General features: G+C 40.0%; 15 protein-coding genes, 2 pseudogenes and 1 other annotated feature. All 17 genes and pseudogenes read left to right on the top strand.

Annotated features, from left to right (window positions below):
* Positions 1 to 200, top strand: a 200-nt coding sequence (locus A194_RS0102255; RefSeq protein ID WP_017185261.1) for an NYN domain-containing protein, incomplete at its 5' end; no start/stop codon positions are given.
* 158 nt (positions 201 to 358) lie between these two features.
* Positions 359 to 1,009 carry an RNA polymerase sporulation sigma factor SigH gene (gene sigH / locus A194_RS0102250; RefSeq protein ID WP_017185260.1) on the top strand — a complete coding sequence of 217 codons (651 nt, stop codon included), beginning with the start codon at positions 359 to 361 and terminating at the stop codon, positions 1,007 to 1,009.
* 83 nt (positions 1,010 to 1,092) lie between these two features.
* The gene (rpmG, locus tag A194_RS0102245) at positions 1,093 to 1,239 is read left to right on the top strand and encodes a 50S ribosomal protein L33 (protein ID WP_017185259.1); all 147 of its coding nucleotides are present in this window, start codon (positions 1,093 to 1,095) and stop codon (positions 1,237 to 1,239) included.
* A 28-nt stretch (positions 1,240 to 1,267) separates the two neighbouring features.
* Complete coding sequence (secE, locus tag A194_RS0102240; RefSeq protein ID WP_017185258.1) at positions 1,268 to 1,435, top strand: preprotein translocase subunit SecE; 168 nt, start codon at positions 1,268 to 1,270, stop codon at positions 1,433 to 1,435.
* Positions 1,436 to 1,596: 161 nt separating this feature from the next.
* Positions 1,597 to 2,130 (top strand): transcription termination/antitermination protein NusG, encoded by a 534-nt coding sequence (nusG, locus tag A194_RS0102235; RefSeq protein WP_017185257.1) that lies wholly within the window; start codon positions 1,597 to 1,599, stop codon positions 2,128 to 2,130.
* Positions 2,131 to 2,273: 143 nt separating this feature from the next.
* On the top strand, positions 2,274 to 2,699 hold the full coding sequence (gene rplK, locus A194_RS0102230; protein WP_017185256.1) for a 50S ribosomal protein L11: 426 nt from the start codon (positions 2,274 to 2,276) through the stop codon (positions 2,697 to 2,699).
* 195 nt (positions 2,700 to 2,894) lie between these two features.
* The gene (gene rplA, locus A194_RS0102225; RefSeq protein WP_017185255.1) at positions 2,895 to 3,593 is read left to right on the top strand and encodes a 50S ribosomal protein L1; all 699 of its coding nucleotides are present in this window, start codon (positions 2,895 to 2,897) and stop codon (positions 3,591 to 3,593) included.
* 44 nt (positions 3,594 to 3,637) lie between these two features.
* Positions 3,638 to 3,793, top strand: a sequence feature (ribosomal protein L10 leader region).
* A 43-nt stretch (positions 3,794 to 3,836) separates the two neighbouring features.
* Entirely contained in the window at positions 3,837 to 4,346 is a 510-nt protein-coding gene (gene rplJ, locus A194_RS0102220; RefSeq protein ID WP_017185254.1) for a 50S ribosomal protein L10, read from the top strand.
* A 53-nt stretch (positions 4,347 to 4,399) separates the two neighbouring features.
* Positions 4,400 to 4,765 carry a 50S ribosomal protein L7/L12 gene (gene rplL / locus A194_RS0102215; protein ID WP_017185253.1) on the top strand — a complete coding sequence of 122 codons (366 nt, stop codon included), beginning with the start codon at positions 4,400 to 4,402 and terminating at the stop codon, positions 4,763 to 4,765.
* Between the two features lie 112 nt (positions 4,766 to 4,877).
* Positions 4,878 to 5,483 carry a class I SAM-dependent methyltransferase gene (locus A194_RS0102210; RefSeq protein WP_017185252.1) on the top strand — a complete coding sequence of 202 codons (606 nt, stop codon included), beginning with the start codon at positions 4,878 to 4,880 and terminating at the stop codon, positions 5,481 to 5,483.
* A gap of 394 nt (positions 5,484 to 5,877) precedes the next feature.
* A pseudogene (gene rpoB / locus A194_RS16970) lies at positions 5,878 to 9,440 on the top strand (DNA-directed RNA polymerase subunit beta).
* Between the two features lie 48 nt (positions 9,441 to 9,488).
* A pseudogene (rpoC, locus tag A194_RS16965) lies at positions 9,489 to 13,108 on the top strand (DNA-directed RNA polymerase subunit beta').
* Positions 13,109 to 13,294: 186 nt separating this feature from the next.
* The gene (locus tag A194_RS0102195; RefSeq protein WP_017185247.1) at positions 13,295 to 13,546 is read left to right on the top strand and encodes a ribosomal L7Ae/L30e/S12e/Gadd45 family protein; all 252 of its coding nucleotides are present in this window, start codon (positions 13,295 to 13,297) and stop codon (positions 13,544 to 13,546) included.
* Between the two features lie 93 nt (positions 13,547 to 13,639).
* Positions 13,640 to 14,053, top strand: a complete 414-nt coding sequence (gene rpsL, locus A194_RS0102190) for a 30S ribosomal protein S12 (RefSeq protein WP_017185246.1) — start codon at positions 13,640 to 13,642, stop codon at positions 14,051 to 14,053.
* A gap of 35 nt (positions 14,054 to 14,088) precedes the next feature.
* Positions 14,089 to 14,559 carry a 30S ribosomal protein S7 gene (gene rpsG, locus A194_RS0102185; RefSeq protein ID WP_017185245.1) on the top strand — a complete coding sequence of 157 codons (471 nt, stop codon included), beginning with the start codon at positions 14,089 to 14,091 and terminating at the stop codon, positions 14,557 to 14,559.
* Between the two features lie 41 nt (positions 14,560 to 14,600).
* Positions 14,601 to 16,679: an elongation factor G gene (gene fusA, locus A194_RS0102180; RefSeq protein ID WP_017185244.1), complete on the top strand. Its 2,079-nt coding sequence runs from the start codon at positions 14,601 to 14,603 to the stop codon at positions 16,677 to 16,679.
* Positions 16,680 to 16,799: 120 nt separating this feature from the next.
* A complete protein-coding gene (gene tuf, locus A194_RS0102175) occupies positions 16,800 to 17,990 on the top strand; it encodes an elongation factor Tu (protein ID WP_017185243.1) in 1,191 nt (396 codons plus the stop codon).
* Positions 17,991 to 18,279 lie beyond the last annotated feature (289 nt).

The following is an 18,279-nucleotide window of genomic DNA, read 5'->3' as shown; positions in this document are numbered from 1 at the left end:
ACTATGCTGAACAGTGGACAATCTTTTCCCGCGGAGCATTAAGAAAGTCTGCGCGAGAATTGTTAATCGAAATTCAAGCAATTGATTTCGATATAAAAAAAGACCTTGAAAAACAAGCAGAATTTCAACCGAAAGCGAAGATCCCTTTAAGTGAAGACGTGTTGAAAACCTTCGAAAATTGGCGAAGAGGCAATAAATAGCGAGATTTAGTTGACTGAAAATTCGCAACTCCTGTATAATAACCTTATATTTACACTATTAGTAATATAAGACCTCAGTTTTAATAGATTTATGAGGGGCGTTTACCTCATGACTTGCTGATGTACGATAGGTCTGGTTCATTACGGGAGGAATCTGTGTGAGCATCAAACAAGAAACGAAGAACCATCCTAATTATTCTCAGTACGAAGATGAAAGGGTAGTTGAGTTTGTTCAAGAAGGCGAAGTACAAGCTTTAGAGTATCTAATTAATAAGTACAGAAGTTTTGTTAGAGCAAAGGCGAGAACGTACTTTTTAATTGGAGCGGATCGCGAAGATATTGTACAAGAAGGAATGATCGGCTTATATAAAGCTATAAGGGATTTTCAAAATGACAAGCAATCTTCGTTTAAGATGTTCGCGGAGCTTTGTGTAACACGCCAAATCATAACAGCGATTAAAACAGCAACGAGGCAGAAGCACATTCCTTTAAACTCCTACGTTTCGTTGGACAAGCCAGTATATGAGGAAGATTCTGACCGTACATTAATTGATATTATCGCAGAAGATGAAATGTCCGACCCTGAACAATTGCTCATTAACCGAGAGAAATACGGTGACATGGAAGTTAAAATGAGAGAGTTGTTAAGTGACCTAGAACGCGAGGTATTACACTTATATCTTGACGGCCGTACATATCAGGAAATCTCAGTGTTATTGGACCGTCATGTTAAATCAATCGACAATGCTTTGCAGCGAGTAAAAAGGAAGTTAGAGCGATATTTGTCAGTTGGAGAGATCTCGTTATAAGCCTCTACCCTAATTTGACATAATCATACTAGCGTGGTAGATTATTAAAAGTGATAAAATAGGTGATAAGAAGAGGTAGGACTATGCGTAAAAAAGTCGCATTAGCATGTACAGAATGTAATCAACGTAATTATACAACAGAGAAAACAGCTCAAACCTCTGAAAGAATAGAGATTAAAAAGTTTTGTAAAAGGTGTGGTCGGCACACACTTCACCGTGAAACGAAGTAGTGTCGGTATTGGTGTTAGGGGGGAAAACATGATTAGCTTCTTAAAAGATGTCAGCCGTGAGATGCGAAAGGTTAGTTGGCCTAAAGGTAATGAATTAACTAAATATACAATCATTGTTATTATGACGGTTATATTTGTTACTATTTACTTCACTATTGTTGATTTAGGAATAACACAGATTTTAGAGCTTTTCTAAGAGTTTGACGATTGAAAAGTATTATAATGTGATATAATGTTAAAAAGAAAAACCCGCATGGTCGGGTTTTTTATATTGGTTTAAAAATGGTTTTGTTTTAAGACCTTTTATATAAAATTGAGAGTGGAAGTAATAGGAGGGAAGGCATAAAGCCATATTAAATGGAGAAAAATTGGTATGTTGTACACACGTACTCTGGTTATGAAAACAAAGTTAAATTGAACTTAGAGAAGCGTATCGAATCGATGGGAATGGAAGATAAAATCTTCCGCGTGATCGTGCCAGAAGAAGAAGAAACAGAAGTGAAAAATGGTAAGAAGAAAACATCAATGAAAAAAGTGTTTCCTGGTTATGTATTAACGGAAATGGTTATGACTGATGACTCTTGGTTTGTTGTTCGTAACACGCCTGGAGTAACTGGGTTTGTTGGTTCAACTGGTTCAGGATCTAAACCAACACCACTTCTACCAGAAGAAGCGAACTATATCTTGAAGCGTATGGGCGTTCAAGATAGTGCGCAAGAAATTGATTTTGAACTGAAAGAAACGGTTAAAGTAATTGATGGACCGTTCGCTAACTTTACAGGAACAATTGAAAATATTGATTTAGACAAACAAAAAATTAAAGTGCATGTTAATATGTTCGGTCGTGAAACGCCAGTAGAGCTCGATTTCACCCAGGTCGAAAAATTATAATCAATCACTTGCATATTCTGAGGAAAGATGCTAAAATTTTTATGTTTCGTATGGCTTGAAAAAAGCTATTGTAAATAATGAGTGGGAGGGGCATCACACATGACCCCAGTTACCACATCACGGACTTTAAGGAGGTGTGTCTCGTGGCTAAAAAAGTAGTAAACGTTGTAAAATTGCAAATTCCTGCAGGTAAAGCTAACCCAGCTCCACCAGTAGGTCCTGCATTAGGTCAAGCTGGTATTAATATCATGGGATTCTGTAAGGAATTTAACGCACAAACACAAGATCAAGCTGGTATGATTATTCCGGTTGAAATTTCGGTTTATGAAGACCGTTCATTTACATTCGTAACCAAAACGCCACCGGCTGCAGTTCTTCTGAAAAAAGCAGCTGGTATCGAATCAGGTTCTGGTGAGCCTAACCGTAACAAGGTGGCTACTGTTAAGCGTGATCAAGTACGTGAGATCGCTGAAACAAAAATGCCTGATTTAAACGCTGCTGACGTTGATGCGGCAGTACGCATGGTTGAAGGTACTGCACGTAGCATGGGTATTACTGTAGAAGACTAATACCTAGTCAGTTCATTAATGCGAAATTGGGTTGCGAAAGTACTTTCGCAACCTTTATTACGCCTAAAAGCGTAAAGACGTTCAGTGAGGTGTAAAAGCCAATACACACACTGTCTTCGCCTAAAGGCTCGTCATGAACGAGTTGACTTTAGTGGGAGGTCCAACCGTTAAAACCACATTGAGGAGGAAGTTAAAATGGCTAAAAGAGGTAAAAAGTATCAAGAGGCTTTGAAGCTTGTTGATCGTACGCAAGCATATGATGTTAACGAAGCAATTGAGTTAGTGAAAAAGACTACAGTTGCTAATTTTGATGAAACAGTTGAAGCTGCTTTCCGTTTAGGGGTTGACCCTAAGAAAGCTGATCAACAAATTCGTGGAGCGATGGTTTTACCGCATGGTACTGGTAAAACACAACGCGTTTTAGTAATTGCTAAAGGCGATAAAGCAAAAGAAGCTGAAGCTGCAGGTGCAGATTACGTAGGCGATCAAGAATACATTGATCAAATCAACAATGGTTGGTTCGAATTCGACGTAGTTGTAGCAACACCTGACATGATGGCTGAAGTTGGTAAACTAGGTCGTGTATTAGGACCTAAAGGCTTAATGCCTAACCCTAAGACAGGAACTGTAACTTTTGAAATTGAAAAAGCTGTTCAAGAAATTAAGGCTGGTAAAGTTGAGTACCGTGTTGATAAAGCAGGTAACATTCACGTGCCAATCGGTAAAGTTTCTTTCGATGATCAAAAGTTAGTTGAAAACTTCGTAGCAATTACAGATACTTTAGTAAAAGCAAAACCACAAACATCTAAAGGCACTTACATGCGTAATGCTTCTGTTTCATCTACTATGGGTCCTGGAATCCGTGTTGATGTTTCAAATTACGTTAAAAAATAATTGACTTTAGTGTTGTTTATGTTTTATAATAGTTTTTGTTGTAAAACTTAATGATAATTATACCGTAGACAGTAGGAGCGGAACATCGCTTAAACATTCCTGCCGAGGTGTGTTAACGTATATTTTGTACAAGTTCGGTTTGTGCAATTATGTCTAACCATGCCTCCATGTCTATATGGAGGCATTTTTTATAGGGCGAAAACACCTAATCGGTATGATGATAAATAACTAGGGGGTGGAACGATGAGCAAAGGTCAAGTACTAGAACACAAAAAGCAACAAGTTGAGATGATCGCTGAAGGTTTTCAAAACAGTAAAACATCTGTACTTGTTGATTACCGTGGCCTAAACGTTGATCAAGTAGGCGAACTTCGCCAACAACTACGTGAAGCTGGTGTAGATTTCCGTGTATACAAAAACACAATGACACGCCGTGCTGTTGAGCAAGTTGGTTTTGAAGAGTTAAACGATGCGTTAGTTGGTCCAACTGCAATCGCATTCTGTGAAGATGATGCAGTGGCGCCAGCGAAAGTGCTTGGACAATTCGCTAAAGAAAACGAAGCACTAGAAATTAAAGGTGGCGTAATCGAAGGTCAAGTAGCAACTGTTGATCAGTTGAAAGAACTTTCTGAGCTACCATCACACGAAGGTCTTGTATCTATGCTACTTAGCGTATTACAAGCTCCAGTTCGTAACTTCGCATATGCTACTCAAGCAATTGCGGACCAGAAGGACGAAGAAGAAGGCGCTTAATATAGCGGTCTAGTCGAGATTAATAAATAAAAAACTTAAGGAGGAACTTAATCATGACTAAAGAGCAAATCATTGACGCGGTTAAAGAAATGTCAGTTTTAGAATTAAATGAATTAGTTAAAGCAATCGAAGAGGAGTTTGGTGTTTCTGCAGCAGCTCCAGTAGCAGCAGCAGGTGCAGCAGCAGGTGCAGAAGCTGAAGAAGAGCAAACAGAATTCGACGTTGTATTAGAAGACGCAGGTGCTTCTAAGATCAAGGTTGTTAAAGCAGTTCGCGAAATCACTGGTCTAGGCTTAAAAGATGCAAAAGAGCTAGTTGACAACGCTCCAGGAACAATCAAAGAAGGCGTTGCTAAAGAAGAAGCTGACCAAATGAAAGAACAGCTAGAAGAAACTGGCGCGAAAATCGAATTAAAATAAGTTTAATAAGCTCGCTGATTTTGTCAGCGAGCTTATGTTTATTGTAAGAATATTTACAAAAAAAATGTGAACGTCTTTTCAATTAGACTTTTCTTCAAGAAGGTGAATGCTCATGAGTGGTCACTATTATACTAATAATCCTCAAAAAGAAAGTAACCCATTTCGTTTTCAAACCACAATTAATTCTTACAACTTGATTTTCCAAACAGATGACGGTGTGTTTTCGAAAAAGCAAATTGATTATGGTACACGTGTATTATTAGAGCATTTTGATCCACCGGAGATTGATGGCGATCTTTTAGATGTTGGATGTGGTTACGGTCCGATCGGAATTGTGTTAGCTAAAAGCTATGAAAATCACAAAGTAGTTATGGTTGATATTAATGAACGAGCGGTCCATTTATCGAATCAAAACATTTTGATGAATAAAGTTAATAACGCAGTTGCTCATGTAGGTGATGGACTTTCTGGAGTCAAACAAGAAGGTTTTGCATCTATTGTGACTAACCCGCCTTTTCGAGCTGGTAAGGATATTGTTGTTAACATTATTGAAGAAGGTTGCGAAAAGCTAAAAAAAGATGGAGACTTTTGGCTCGTTGCACAAAAGAAACAAGGGGCCCCTTCTTTGAAAAAGAAGATGGAAGAAGTTTTTGGCAATGCAGAAGTCGTTAAACGCGATAAAGGGTACTATGTATTGAAATCCAAAAAAATTGACTAGCTATTTTCTGTGTGATAATATTAAAAAATGCCAATAGATACGTTTTGTTGTCAAGTTCTTTTTTTAGAAAGTTTTAAAACGTATATCTTGTTGTTTTTAAACCAATAATGTAAACATTGGGTATTTATAGATATATAGTTTATCATCTTTTCAATAAATTGTATATCCTTTGATTTATAGTTTGATATTACATTTGTCAGTGAGGCAGATGTTCTATATAGCTTGTGAAACATTGTTGATCAAGCAAGTTCGGCATGCCTTTGTGTCGAACCGTTTTTAGTAGTTGAGAGAGTTGGATCTCTTTCAGTGCTCCATAAGGGTAACTTAGGCTTTCATCATAAGTAGCTGGTGATAATCTAAGTTTTCTTTATATAAATATTTGGTTGTTTGAGGGGTGAAGCAGTTGACAGGTCAACTAGTTCAATATGGTCGACACCGCCAGCGTAGAAGTTACGCTCGAATTAGCGAAGTGCAGGAATTACCGAATCTAATCGAAATTCAAACTGCATCTTATCAATGGTTCTTAGATGAAGGTTTAAGAGAGATGTTTGCTGACATTTCTCCAGTAGAAGATTTCACAGGAAATCTTTCTTTAGAATTTGTAGATTATTCATTAGGAGAACCTAAATATCCTGTGGATGAAGCGAAGGAACGTGATGTGACGCATAACGCACCTCTACGTGTTAAAGTTCGTCTTCTAAACAAGGAGACAGGAGAAGTGAAAGAGCAAGAAGTTTTCATGGGTGACTTCCCATTGATGACAGATACAGGTACATTCATTATTAATGGTGCCGAACGCGTAATCGTATCACAACTTGTTCGTTCTCCAAGTGTTTATTTTAATGAAAAGATCGATAAGAACGGAAAGCATGGTTTCACATCAACTGTAATCCCAAGTCGTGGTGCTTGGTTGGAGTTTGAAACAGATGCTAAAGACGTCGTACATGTAAGAATTGACCGTACTCGTAAATTGCCGATTACGGTGTTGTTGCGTGCGTTAGGTTTTAGTTCAGATGATGAAATTATAGACCTATTAGGTGACAATGAGTATATACGTAATTCCTTAGAGAAAGACAACACTGAGGATAGCGAAAAAGCGTTAATCGAAATTTATGAGCGCTTGCGCCCTGGTGAGCCACCAACGGCCGAGAACGCCAAAAGCTTATTATATTCACGCTTCTTTGATCCGAAACGTTATGACCTTGCTCGTGTAGGTCGTTATAAAATGAATAAAAAGCTTCATATTAAAGATCGTCTGTTTAACCAAACGTTAGCAGAAACGATTGCAGATGAAGAAACTGGAGAGGTAATCGCTCGCAAAGGCGAAAAACTAAACCGTCGCTTGTTAGATAAGTTAATACCTTACTTAGAACAAGAACAAGATGCTGTGGGCGAAAAGATTATTGAGCTCAAGACGGCGTTTTAGATGACCCTGTAAAAATCCAGTCAGTTAAAATTGTAGACCCTACTGACCCTGATGGTGAAAAGACGTTAAATGTTATTGGTAACGGTAATGTTGATGAAGATGTTAAGCATATTACTTATGCTGACATTATCGCATCAATTAGCTATTTCTTTAACATTTTACACACTGTCGGAAATACAGATGACATTGACCACTTAGGTAATCGTCGTCTACGTTCAGTTGGTGAACTATTACAAAACCAATTCCGTATCGGTTTATCTCGTATGGAGCGTGTGATTCGTGAACGTATGTCTATACAAGACACTGAGTCAATCACACCGCAGCAGTTAATTAATATTAGACCGGTAATTGCGTCAATTAAAGAGTTCTTCGGTAGCTCGCAATTATCGCAGTTTATGTATCAAACAAACCCGTTAGCAGAGTTGACGCACAAGCGTCGTCTATCTGCATTAGGACCTGGTGGTTTAACGCGTGAACGTGCTGGTATGGAAGTGCGTGACGTACACTATTCCCACTATGGTCGTATGTGTCCGATCGAAACGCCAGAAGGACCAAACATCGGTTTAATTAACTCACTTTCATCTTATGCGAAAGTAAATCCGTTTGGTTTCATTGAGACGCCATATCGTAAAGTGGATCATGAAACAGGTCAAGTAACTGAACAGACAGATTACCTAACAGCAGACGAAGAAGATAACTACATCGTTGCTCAGGCTAACGCGAAGTTAAATGAAGACGGGACGTTTGCTGAAGAAGAAGTTATTGCTCGTTTCCGTGGTGAAAACACAGTCGTTTCTCGTGACCAAATTGATTACATGGACGTATCACCAAAGCAAGTTGTATCAGCTGCGACAGCATGTATCCCATTCTTAGAGAACGATGACTCTAACCGCGCACTTATGGGTGCGAACATGCAGCGTCAGGCAGTACCTTTAATTGAACCAGAAGCCCCAACAGTTGGTACAGGTATGGAATATGTATCAGGTAAGGACTCTGGTGCAGCCATCGTATGTCAACATGAAGGAATTGTTGAAAAAGTAGAAGCAAAAGAAGTTCATGTTAGAAGAATTGAAGTAGTAGACGGAAAAGAAGTGGAAGGTGACCTAGATCGCTATCGCTTCCAAAAATTCATCCGTTCGAACCAAGGTTCTTGTTATAACCAAAAGCCGATTATATCTAAAGGTGACCGCCTGAAGAAAGGTGAGGTTATTGCTGACGGACCATCAATGGATAATGGTGAACTAGCATTAGGTCGAAATGCATTAGTCGCCTTCATGACATGGGATGGTTACAACTACGAGGACGCTGTCATCATGAGTGACCGCCTTGTAAAAGATGACGTATTTACTTCTATTCATATTGAAGAATTTGAATCAGAAGCTAGAGATACAAAGTTAGGGCCAGAAGAAATTACGCGTGACATTCCAAACGTTGGTGAGGATGCGCTGAAAAACCTAGATGAAAACGGAATTATTCGTGTAGGTGCAGAAGTAACTGACGGTGACATTTTAGTTGGTAAAGTTACGCCTAAGGGTATGACGGAGCTTTCTGCAGAAGAACGTCTATTACATGCAATCTTCGGTGAAAAAGCTCGTGAAGTAAGAGATACTTCATTGCGTGTACCACATGGCGGTGGCGGTATCGTTCACGATGTAAAAGTGTTCAACCGTGTAGATGGCGATGAGTTATCTCCAGGTGTTAACAAACTAGTCCGTGTTTATATCGTGCAAAAGCGTCGTATTTCTGAGGGTGACAAGATGGCAGGTCGTCACGGTAACAAAGGTGTTATTTCTCGTATTTTACCTGAAGAAGATATGCCATTCTTACCAGATGGAACACCTGTAGACGTTATGCTTAACCCGTTAGGTGTACCGTCTCGTATGAACATTGGTCAGGTACTAGAATTACACTTAGGTATGGCTGCGCGTGAATTAGGTATTAAAGTAGCTACACCTGTATTTGACGGTGCTAATGAAGAAGATGTTTGGGAAACAATTGAAGAAGCTGGCTTACCGCGAGACGGTAAAACAGTTCTTTACGATGGACGTACAGGTGACGCATTCGATAACCGTGTATCAGTTGGTGTCATGTACATGATCAAGCTTGAGCACATGGTAGACGATAAGCTACACGCTCGTTCAACTGGACCATATTCACTTGTTACACAACAACCATTGGGTGGTAAGGCTCAATTCGGTGGTCAGCGTTTCGGTGAAATGGAAGTATGGGCTCTTGAAGCATATGGTGCCGCTTATACACTGCAAGAGCTGTTAACAGTTAAATCTGACGACGTGGTTGGTCGTGTGAAGACATATGAAGCCATTGTTAAAGGTGAGAATTTACCTGAACCTGGTGTTCCAGAGTCATTCCGCGTACTAATTAAAGAGCTACAAAGTCTTGGTATGGACGTTAAGATGTTAACTGATGATGAAACAGAGATTGATATGCGTGATTTAGAAGAAGATGAACAATCTTCAGATCAATTAAACGTTAGTATTGAGAAGAATGAACCTGAAGAATCAACTGAGTAATTAACACTTTTACAATTATTGTTGGAAAAAATAAGGGAGGTAGGCTCCTTGATCGATGTAAATAGATTTGAGTATATGAAAATTGGATTAGCTGCATCGGAGAAAATACGTGCGTGGTCTTATGGTGAGGTTAAAAAGCCTGAAACTATTAACTATCGTACGTTGAAACCGGAAAAAGATGGGCTTTTCTGTGAACGAATTTTTGGACCAACAAAAGACTGAGTGCCATTGCGGTAAATACAAACGAGTTCGTTACAAAGGCATTGTATGTGATCGCTGTGGTGTAGAAGTAACAAAAGCAAAAGTTCGTCGTGAGCGTATGGGGCACATTGAGTTAGCTGCCCCTGTATCTCACATTTGGTATTTTAAAGGAATTCCAAGTCGTATGGGGCTTGTTCTTGATTTATCTCCTCGTGCGCTAGAAGAGATTATTTACTTTGCGGCATACGTCGTAACTGAACCTGGCGATACGCCACTAGAGAAAAAGCAATTACTATCTGAGAAAGAATACCGTGCTTATTACGATAAATATGGTAAATCATTCCAAGCTCAAATGGGCGCTGAAGCAATCCGCAAACTTTTACAAGATGTCGACTTAGAGAGTGAAGTTGCAGAACTTAAAGAAGAGTTAAAAACAGCTCAAGGTCAACGTCGTACTAGAGCAATTAAACGTTTAGAAGTGTTAGAATCATTCCGTAACTCAGGAAATGACCCGTCATGGATGATTTTAGATGTACTTCCGATCATCCCCCAGAGCTAAGGCCAATGGTTCAATTAGATGGTGGTCGTTTCGCGACATCTGACTTAAACGATTTATACCGTCGTGTCATTAATCGTAATAACCGTCTAAAACGTTTACTTGATTTAGGTGCGCCAACAATTATCGTTCAAAACGAAAAGCGTATGCTTCAAGAATCAGTTGACGCATTAATAGATAATGGACGTCGTGGGCGCCCAGTTACTGGACCAGGTAACCGTCCGTTGAAGTCGTTATCTCACATGTTGAAAGGTAAGCAAGGACGTTTCCGTCAAAACTTACTAGGTAAACGTGTTGACTATTCAGGTCGTTCTGTAATTGTTGTAGGACCAAACTTGAAGATGTATCAGTGTGGTTTACCGAAAGAAATGGCAATTGAACTGTTCAAGCCGTTTGTTATGCGTGAACTTGTTGAGCGTGGTTTAGCGCACAACATTAAGTCAGCTAAACGTAACATTGAGCGTTTAAGACCAGAAATTTGGGATGTTTTAGAAGATGTTATTAAAGAGCACCCAGTGTTACTAAACCGTGCACCAACATTACACCGTCTAGGTATTCAATCATTTGAGCCTGTATTAGTAGAAGGTCGTGCGATTCGCCTTCACCCACTAGTGTGTACAGCGTATAACGCAGACTTCGACGGTGACCAAATGGCAGTACACGTACCGTTATCACCTGAAGCTCAAGCAGAAGCAAGAGTGTTAATGTTAGCAGCTCAAAACATCTTAAACCCTAAAGATGGTAAGCCAGTTGTTACACCTTCACAGGACATGGTATTAGGTAACTATTACTTAACGCTTGAGCGTAACGCAGCTCTTGGTGAAGGTAGAGTTTTCGCTAATCCAGCAGAAGCGTTAACAGCTTATGACAATGGTTATGTACATTTACACAGTAGAATTGGCTTACAGGCTAGTTCTTTACAAAACCCGAGATTTACAAAAGAACAAAACAAGAAGATTTTACTTACAACTGTCGGTAAGATCATCTTTAATGAAATTTTACCAAGCTCGTTCCCTTACATTAATGAGCCAACATCATCGAACTTAGAGATCGAAACACCTGATCAATATTTTGTTGAACCTACAGAAGATGTTAAGGAAGTGCTTAAATCTCGTGAGTTAGTACAGCCATTTAAGAAAGGTATTTTAGGTGACATCATTTCTGAAGTCTTTAAGTATTATAAACTTTCAGAGACATCTAAGATGCTTGACCGTATGAAAGACTTAGGTTTCAAGTACTCAACGAAAGCGGGTATCACAATCGGTGTATCTGACATCGTTGTATTAGGTGATAAAGAAGTAGTGCTTGAAGAAGCTCAAACGAGGGTAGATAAAGTCTTAAAACAATACCGCAGAGGTTTAATAACAGAAAGTGAACGTTATGATCGTGTTATTGCTATTTGGACTGATGCGAAAGATGTCATTCAATATAAGTTAATGCAGTCACTAGATACCTTGAACCCAATCTATATGATGAGTGACTCAGGTGCACGTGGTAACGCATCGAACTTTACGCAGCTTGCAGGTATGCGTGGTCTAATGGCTAACCCGTCTGGTAAGATCATTGAACTACCAATCAAATCAAGTTTCCGTGAAGGTTTAACAGTACTTGAATACTTCATCTCAACTCACGGTGCGCGTAAAGGTCTAGCCGATACAGCACTTAAGACAGCTGACTCAGGTTACTTAACGCGTCGTCTAGTAGATGTAGCACAAGATGTGATCATCCGTGAAGAAGATTGTGGAACCGACCGTGGTATGAAAGTTGAAACGTTACGAGAAGGTAATGAGATTATTGTTCCATTATATGACCGTTTAGTTGGTCGTACAGCATTCAGGTCTGTAAGCCACCCTGAAACTAATGAAACATTAATTCAACGTAATGAGTTAATTACTGAAGATATTGCTAAAGCAATTGTAGAGTCTGGTGTTGAAGAAGTAGTAATCCGCTCTGTATTCACATGTAATACTCACCACGGCGCTTGTAAGAAGTGTTACGGACGTAACATGGCAACAGGTGAACAAGTAGATGTCGGTGAAGCAGTAGGAATTATTGCAGCACAATCAATCGGTGAACCTGGTACACAGCTTACGATGCGTACATTCCACACTGGCGGTGTTGCAGGTGATGACATTACACAAGGTCTGCCGCGTATCCAAGAAGTGTTTGAGGCGCGTAACCCTAAAGGTCAAGCGTCAATCAGTGAAATCCACGGTACTGTTAAAGAAATTAATGAGTTTAAGGATAAGAAAGAAATTGTTATTCAAGGTGATGTTGAATCAAGAACATATACACGTTATATAACGCGCGTATGAAAGTTCAAGAAGGAGACGCTGTTGCTCCAGGGCAGCCGTTAGTCGAAGGTTCAATTGATCCGAAAGAATTAATTAACGTTCAAGGCTTGCAAGGTGTTCAAGAGTACTTGCTAAGAGAGGTACAAAAAGTATACCGTATGCAAGGTGTTGAAATTAGTGATAAGCACGTTGAAGTTATGGTTAGACAAATGCTTCGTAAAGTGCGCGTCATTGAAGCTGGTGATACAGACTTACTACCTGGATCACTCATGGACTTCCAGCAATTCAAGGATGCAAACCACGATGTGTTAGTGCAAGGTGGTCAACCGGCAGTAGGTAAGCCAATTATCTTAGGTATCACAAAAGCATCTCTTGAAACAGATTCATTCTTATCAGCTGCATCATTCCAGGAGACAACTAGAGTCTTAACAGATGCTGCAATTAAAGGTAAGTACGATGAATTAATGGGTCTAAAAGAGAACGTTATTATCGGTAAACTTGTTCCAGCTGGTACTGGTTTAAATCGTTACCGTAATTTACAACCAGAAAAAGAAGAACAAGAAGTAGAAGAAGTTGAAGTTGAAGAAGGAACAGAAGAGGTTACGACTGAGTTGTAATATATTGGGCACTGGCATTGGGCAGTGCCCAACCTCTATTTAATTTATTGACTAAACAGGTTGATCGCACCAATGGTTGAACAAAATATCACAGTTTTTATTACAATATTCGTTGACATAAATTATTCTCAGTGATAATATATCAAAGGTGCTTCATTTAACCTTGTTACTTTGGAGGATGAAGAAATGTCTTATGAAAAAGTAGCACAGGCACAAAAGCGATTGAGAATTGGAGCAAAGCAAGTGCTTAAATCCATTAAAAATGGAGAAGTACTAGAAGTCGTTATTGCAGCTAATGCAGAACGGCATGTAACAGATAAAATAGTTAAATTAGCTGAACAACATAATGTCCCTGTTATTGAAGTCGACTCGATGAAAGAGTTAGGCCAAGCAAGTGGAATAGATGTTGGTGCAGCAACAGTGGCAATTACAAAGTAGCCTTATATGCATCTTGCATATAAAGTTTCTTTTTTGCCTATTTATGAACCACCTGGATGTGTGGTATTACAATATTGAAGGGAGGATAATGAAATGCCTACTATTAACCAATTAGTACGTAAAGGACGTAAAACTAAAAGAGCAGGTTCTGATGCTCCAGCATTAAATAAAGGTTATGACTCTCAAAGAAAGCGTCAAACTGATAACCCTGCACCTCAAAAGCGTGGTGTGTGTACTCGTGTTGCAACTATGACACCGAAGAAGCCAAACTCAGCACTTCGTAAATATGCACGTGTACGTTTATCTAACCAAATTGAGGTTACAGCATATATTCCTGGTATTGGTCACAACCTACAAGAACACAGTGTTGTACTAATCCGCGGTGGACGTGTTAAGGACTTACCAGGTGTACGTTACCACATCGTTCGTGGTGCATTAGACACTGCAGGCGTTGAAGGACGTAAGCAAGGTCGTTCTAAGTACGGAACTAAGCGACCAAAGAAATAAATTTTATTAAACAACAAGTGAAGGGAGGATAACCCATGCCACGTAAAGGAGCAGTACCAAAGAGAGATGTACTACCAGATCCGATTCACAACTCAAAACTAGTTACTCGTTTGATCAACCAAATCATGGTCGACGGAAAGAAAGGTACAGCGCAAAAGATTTTATACAAAGCTTTTGATTTAGTACAAGAGCGTAGCGGTCAAAATCCTATGGATGTATTTGAAGAGGCTATGAAAAATGTAATGCCTGTACTAGAAGTTAGAGCTAGACGTGTTGGTGGTTCAAACTACCAAGTACCAGTTGAAGTACGCCCAGAACGTCGTCAAGCACTAGGTCTACGTTTTATCGTAAACTATGCTAGACTTCGTGGTGAGAAGACTATGGAAGAACGTCTTGCTAATGAAATTCTAGATGCTGCAAATAATACAGGTGCAGCGGTTAGACGCCGTGAAGAAATGCACAAGATGGCAGAAGCGAACAAAGCATTCGCTCACTATCGCTGGTAATCATTTTAACTTAATTCCAATTAGAGGAAGGAGAAATTGTTATGCCAAGAGAGTTCTCCTTAGACAAGTATCGTAATATCGGGATCATGGCACACATCGATGCCGGTAAAACAACAGCTACTGAACGTATTCTGTTCTATACAGGTCGTATTCATAAGCTGGGAGAGACTCACGAAGGTGCATCCCAAATGGACTGGATGGATCAGGAGCAAGAGCGTGGTATCACGATCACTTCTGCTGCAACAACAGCCCAATGGAATGACCATCGTATTAATATTATCGATACGCCAGGACACGTAGACTTCACAGTAGAGGTTGAGCGTTCGTTACGTGTACTAGACGGGTCTGTAGCATTACTTGACGCTCAGTCAGGAGTTGAACCACAAACAGAAACTGTTTGGCGACAAGCTACTACCTATGGAGTTCCTCGTGTTGTATTCATCAATAAGATGGACAAAATGGGAGCTGACTATCTATACGCTGTAGGTACTTTAGAAGACCGTCTAGGTGCTAATGCTCACCCAATTCAGTTACCAATTGGTGCTGAAGATGACTTCGAAGGAATCATCGACTTAGTAGAAATGAAAGCTTACTTCTATGGAGATGATTTAGGTAACAAAATTACTATTGAGGAAATCCCTGATGAGTACAAAGATCAAGCTGAAGAGTACCGCACTCGTTTAGTTGAAGCAATCGCTGAATTAGACGAAGATCTAATGGAAAAGTATTTAGAAGGTGAAGAGTTCACAATCGATGAATTAAAGAAAGCGATTCGTCGTGCAACTTGTGACGTTGAGTTCTACCCAGTATTAGTAGGTTCAGCGTTCAAGAACAAAGGTGTTCAACTACTTCTAAATGCGGTAATTGATTACCTACCTTCTCCATTAGACGTACCTGCAATCGAAGGTCATAGACCTGACACGGACGAAGAAATTATCCGTAAGTCTGATGATAACGAGCCATTCTCAGCTCTAGCATTCAAAGTTATGACAGACCCTTACGTTGGTAAGCTAACATTCTTCCGTGTTTACTCAGGAACGCTAAAGAGCGGTTCATATGTTAAGAACGCAACTAAGAACAAGCGTGAGCGTGTTGGTCGTATCTTACAGATGCACGCAAATCACCGTGAAGAAGTATCAGAAGTATTCGCTGGTGACATTGCTGGTGGTGTAGGTCTAAAAGATACAGCTACAGGTGACACTCTATGTGACGAGAAGGACTTAGTAATCCTTGAGTCTATGGAATTCCCTGACCCAGTAATTGCGGTAGCAATTGAACCGAAATCAAAAGCTGACCAAGATAAAATGGCAGTAGCTTTAGGTAAGCTTGCTGAAGAAGACCCAACATTCAAAACTGAAACTAACGAAGAGACTGGTCAGACGATCATTCATGGTATGGGTGAACTTCACCTAGACATTATTGTTGACCGTTTGAAGCGTGAGTTTAAAGTAGAAGCTAACGTTGGTGCTCCACAAGTTGCTTACCGTGAAACATTCCGTGCTTCTGCAGAAGTAGAAGGAAAGTTCGTACGTCAATCTGGTGGTCGTGGTCAATACGGTCACGTTTGGGTTAAGTTCGAGCCTAACGAAGAAGGTGCTGGCTTCGAATTCCACGATAAAATCGTTGGTGGTGTTGTACCACGCGAATACATTCCTTCTGTAGGTAAAGGAATTGAAGAAACAATGGAAACTGGTGTAGTTGCTGGTTACCCATTAATCGACATCAAAGCAACTTTATTTGATGGATCATACCACGATGTAGACTCGAACGAAACAGCGTTCAAAGTTGCTGCATCAATGGCACTTAAAGAAGCGAAGAACAAGTGTAAGCCAGTACTTCTTGAACCAATGATGAAAGTAGAAATCGTTGTCCCTGAAGAGTACATGGGTGATATTATGGGTGACGTTACTTCACGTCGTGGACGCGTAGAAGGTATGGGTTCACGTGGTACCGCATCTGTAGTAGACGCATTCGTTCCATTATCTGAAATGTTCGGTTACGCTACATCATTACGTTCGAACACGCAAGGTCGCGGAACTTACACAATGCACTTCAGCCACTATGAAGAAGTACCAAAATCAATTTCAGAAGAGATTATTAAGAAAAATAGTGGTCAATAATTGATTTTTTCGCTCAAATTTCGTATAAAGGGTATTGTAAGAAGTTATCTTTCGGGTTTAACTCGAAAGATAACCTAACAATATAAATACATTAAAAACATTTTTAAGGAGGAAATATAAATGGCTAAAGAAAAATTTGACCGTTCCAAGTCCCACGTTAACATCGGGACAATCGGACACGTAGACCATGGTAAAACGACTTTAACAGCAGCAATCACTACAGTATTACACAAAAACTCTGGTTCAGGTGAAGCTATGGCTTATGACCAGATCGACGGTGCTCCAGAAGAGAAAGAACGTGGAATCACAATCTCAACTGCACACGTTGAGTACGAAACTGAAAACCGTCACTATGCACACGTTGACTGCCCAGGTCACGCTGACTATGTTAAAAACATGATCACTGGTGCAGCTCAAATGGACGGTGCGATTCTAGTTGTATCTGCAGCTGATGGCCCAATGCCACAGACTCGTGAGCACATCCTACTATCTCGTCAGGTTGGTGTACCTGCAATTGTTGTATTCTTAAACAAGTGCGACATGGTAGACGACGAAGAGCTATTAGAATTAGTTGAAATGGAAGTACGTGACCTACTAGGCGAATACGACTTCCCTGGCGATGACATCCCAGTAGTAAAAGGTTCAGCTCTAAAAGCAATCGAAGGTGACGCTGAGTACGAAAAAGCGATCCTAGAATTAATGGAAGCTGTTGATGAGTACATTCCAAACCCAGACCGCGACACTGATAAGCCATTCATGATGCCAGTTGAGGACGTATTCTCAATCACTGGTCGTGGTACAGTAGCAACAGGTCGTGTTGAGCGTGGTCAAGTATCTGTTGGTGACGAAGTTGACATCATCGGTATGGCTGAAGATACAGGCAAGACTACAGTAACGGGTGTTGAAATGTTCCGTAAGTTACTAGATTATGCTGAAGCTGGTGACAACATTGGTGCACTACTACGTGGTGTTTCTCGTGATGACATTAGCCGTGGGCAAGTACTAGCTAAGCCTGGTACAATCACTCCACACACTAAGTTCAAAGCAGAAGTTTATGTACTATCAAAAGAAGAAGGTGGACGTCACACTCCATTCTTCTCTAACTACCGCCCACAGTTCTACTTCCGTACAACTGACGTTACTGGCGTTATTCAACTACCTGAGGGTGTTGAAATGGTAATGCCTGGTGACAACGTTGAAATGGACGTTGACCTAATTGCACCAATCGCGATTGAAGAAGGAACTAAGTTCTCAATCCGTGAAGGTGGCCGTACAGTAGGTGCGGGCGTTGTTTCAACAATCGTTGAATAATAACGTTTAACCTTATAGAAACTGCCGAGTTGATCTCGGCAGTTTTTTTAATGGATTTGAAATACTTAGCTATCTATTGGTGAGATGTAGATAAAAAGACGCCGGGAACCCAGCGTCTTTTTATCAGCGCTCGAACTATTTTATCAGCGCTCGAACTAATTTATCAGCGCTCAATCCAAATTATTAGTACTTAAAACATCATAAATTCTGAATATTACTGTGACGGTTGAAATAACTAGATAGGATTTGTATAATAATTTGAGTGGTTGTGACAGAAATATAGATATTA

Origin of the sequence: Alkalibacillus haloalkaliphilus C5, from assembly GCF_000269905.1 — a bacterium.
Taxonomy (GTDB): Bacteria; Bacillota; Bacilli; order Bacillales; family Alkalibacillaceae; genus Alkalibacillus; species Alkalibacillus haloalkaliphilus_A.
This window is presented reverse-complemented; position numbering and strand designations above follow the sequence as displayed.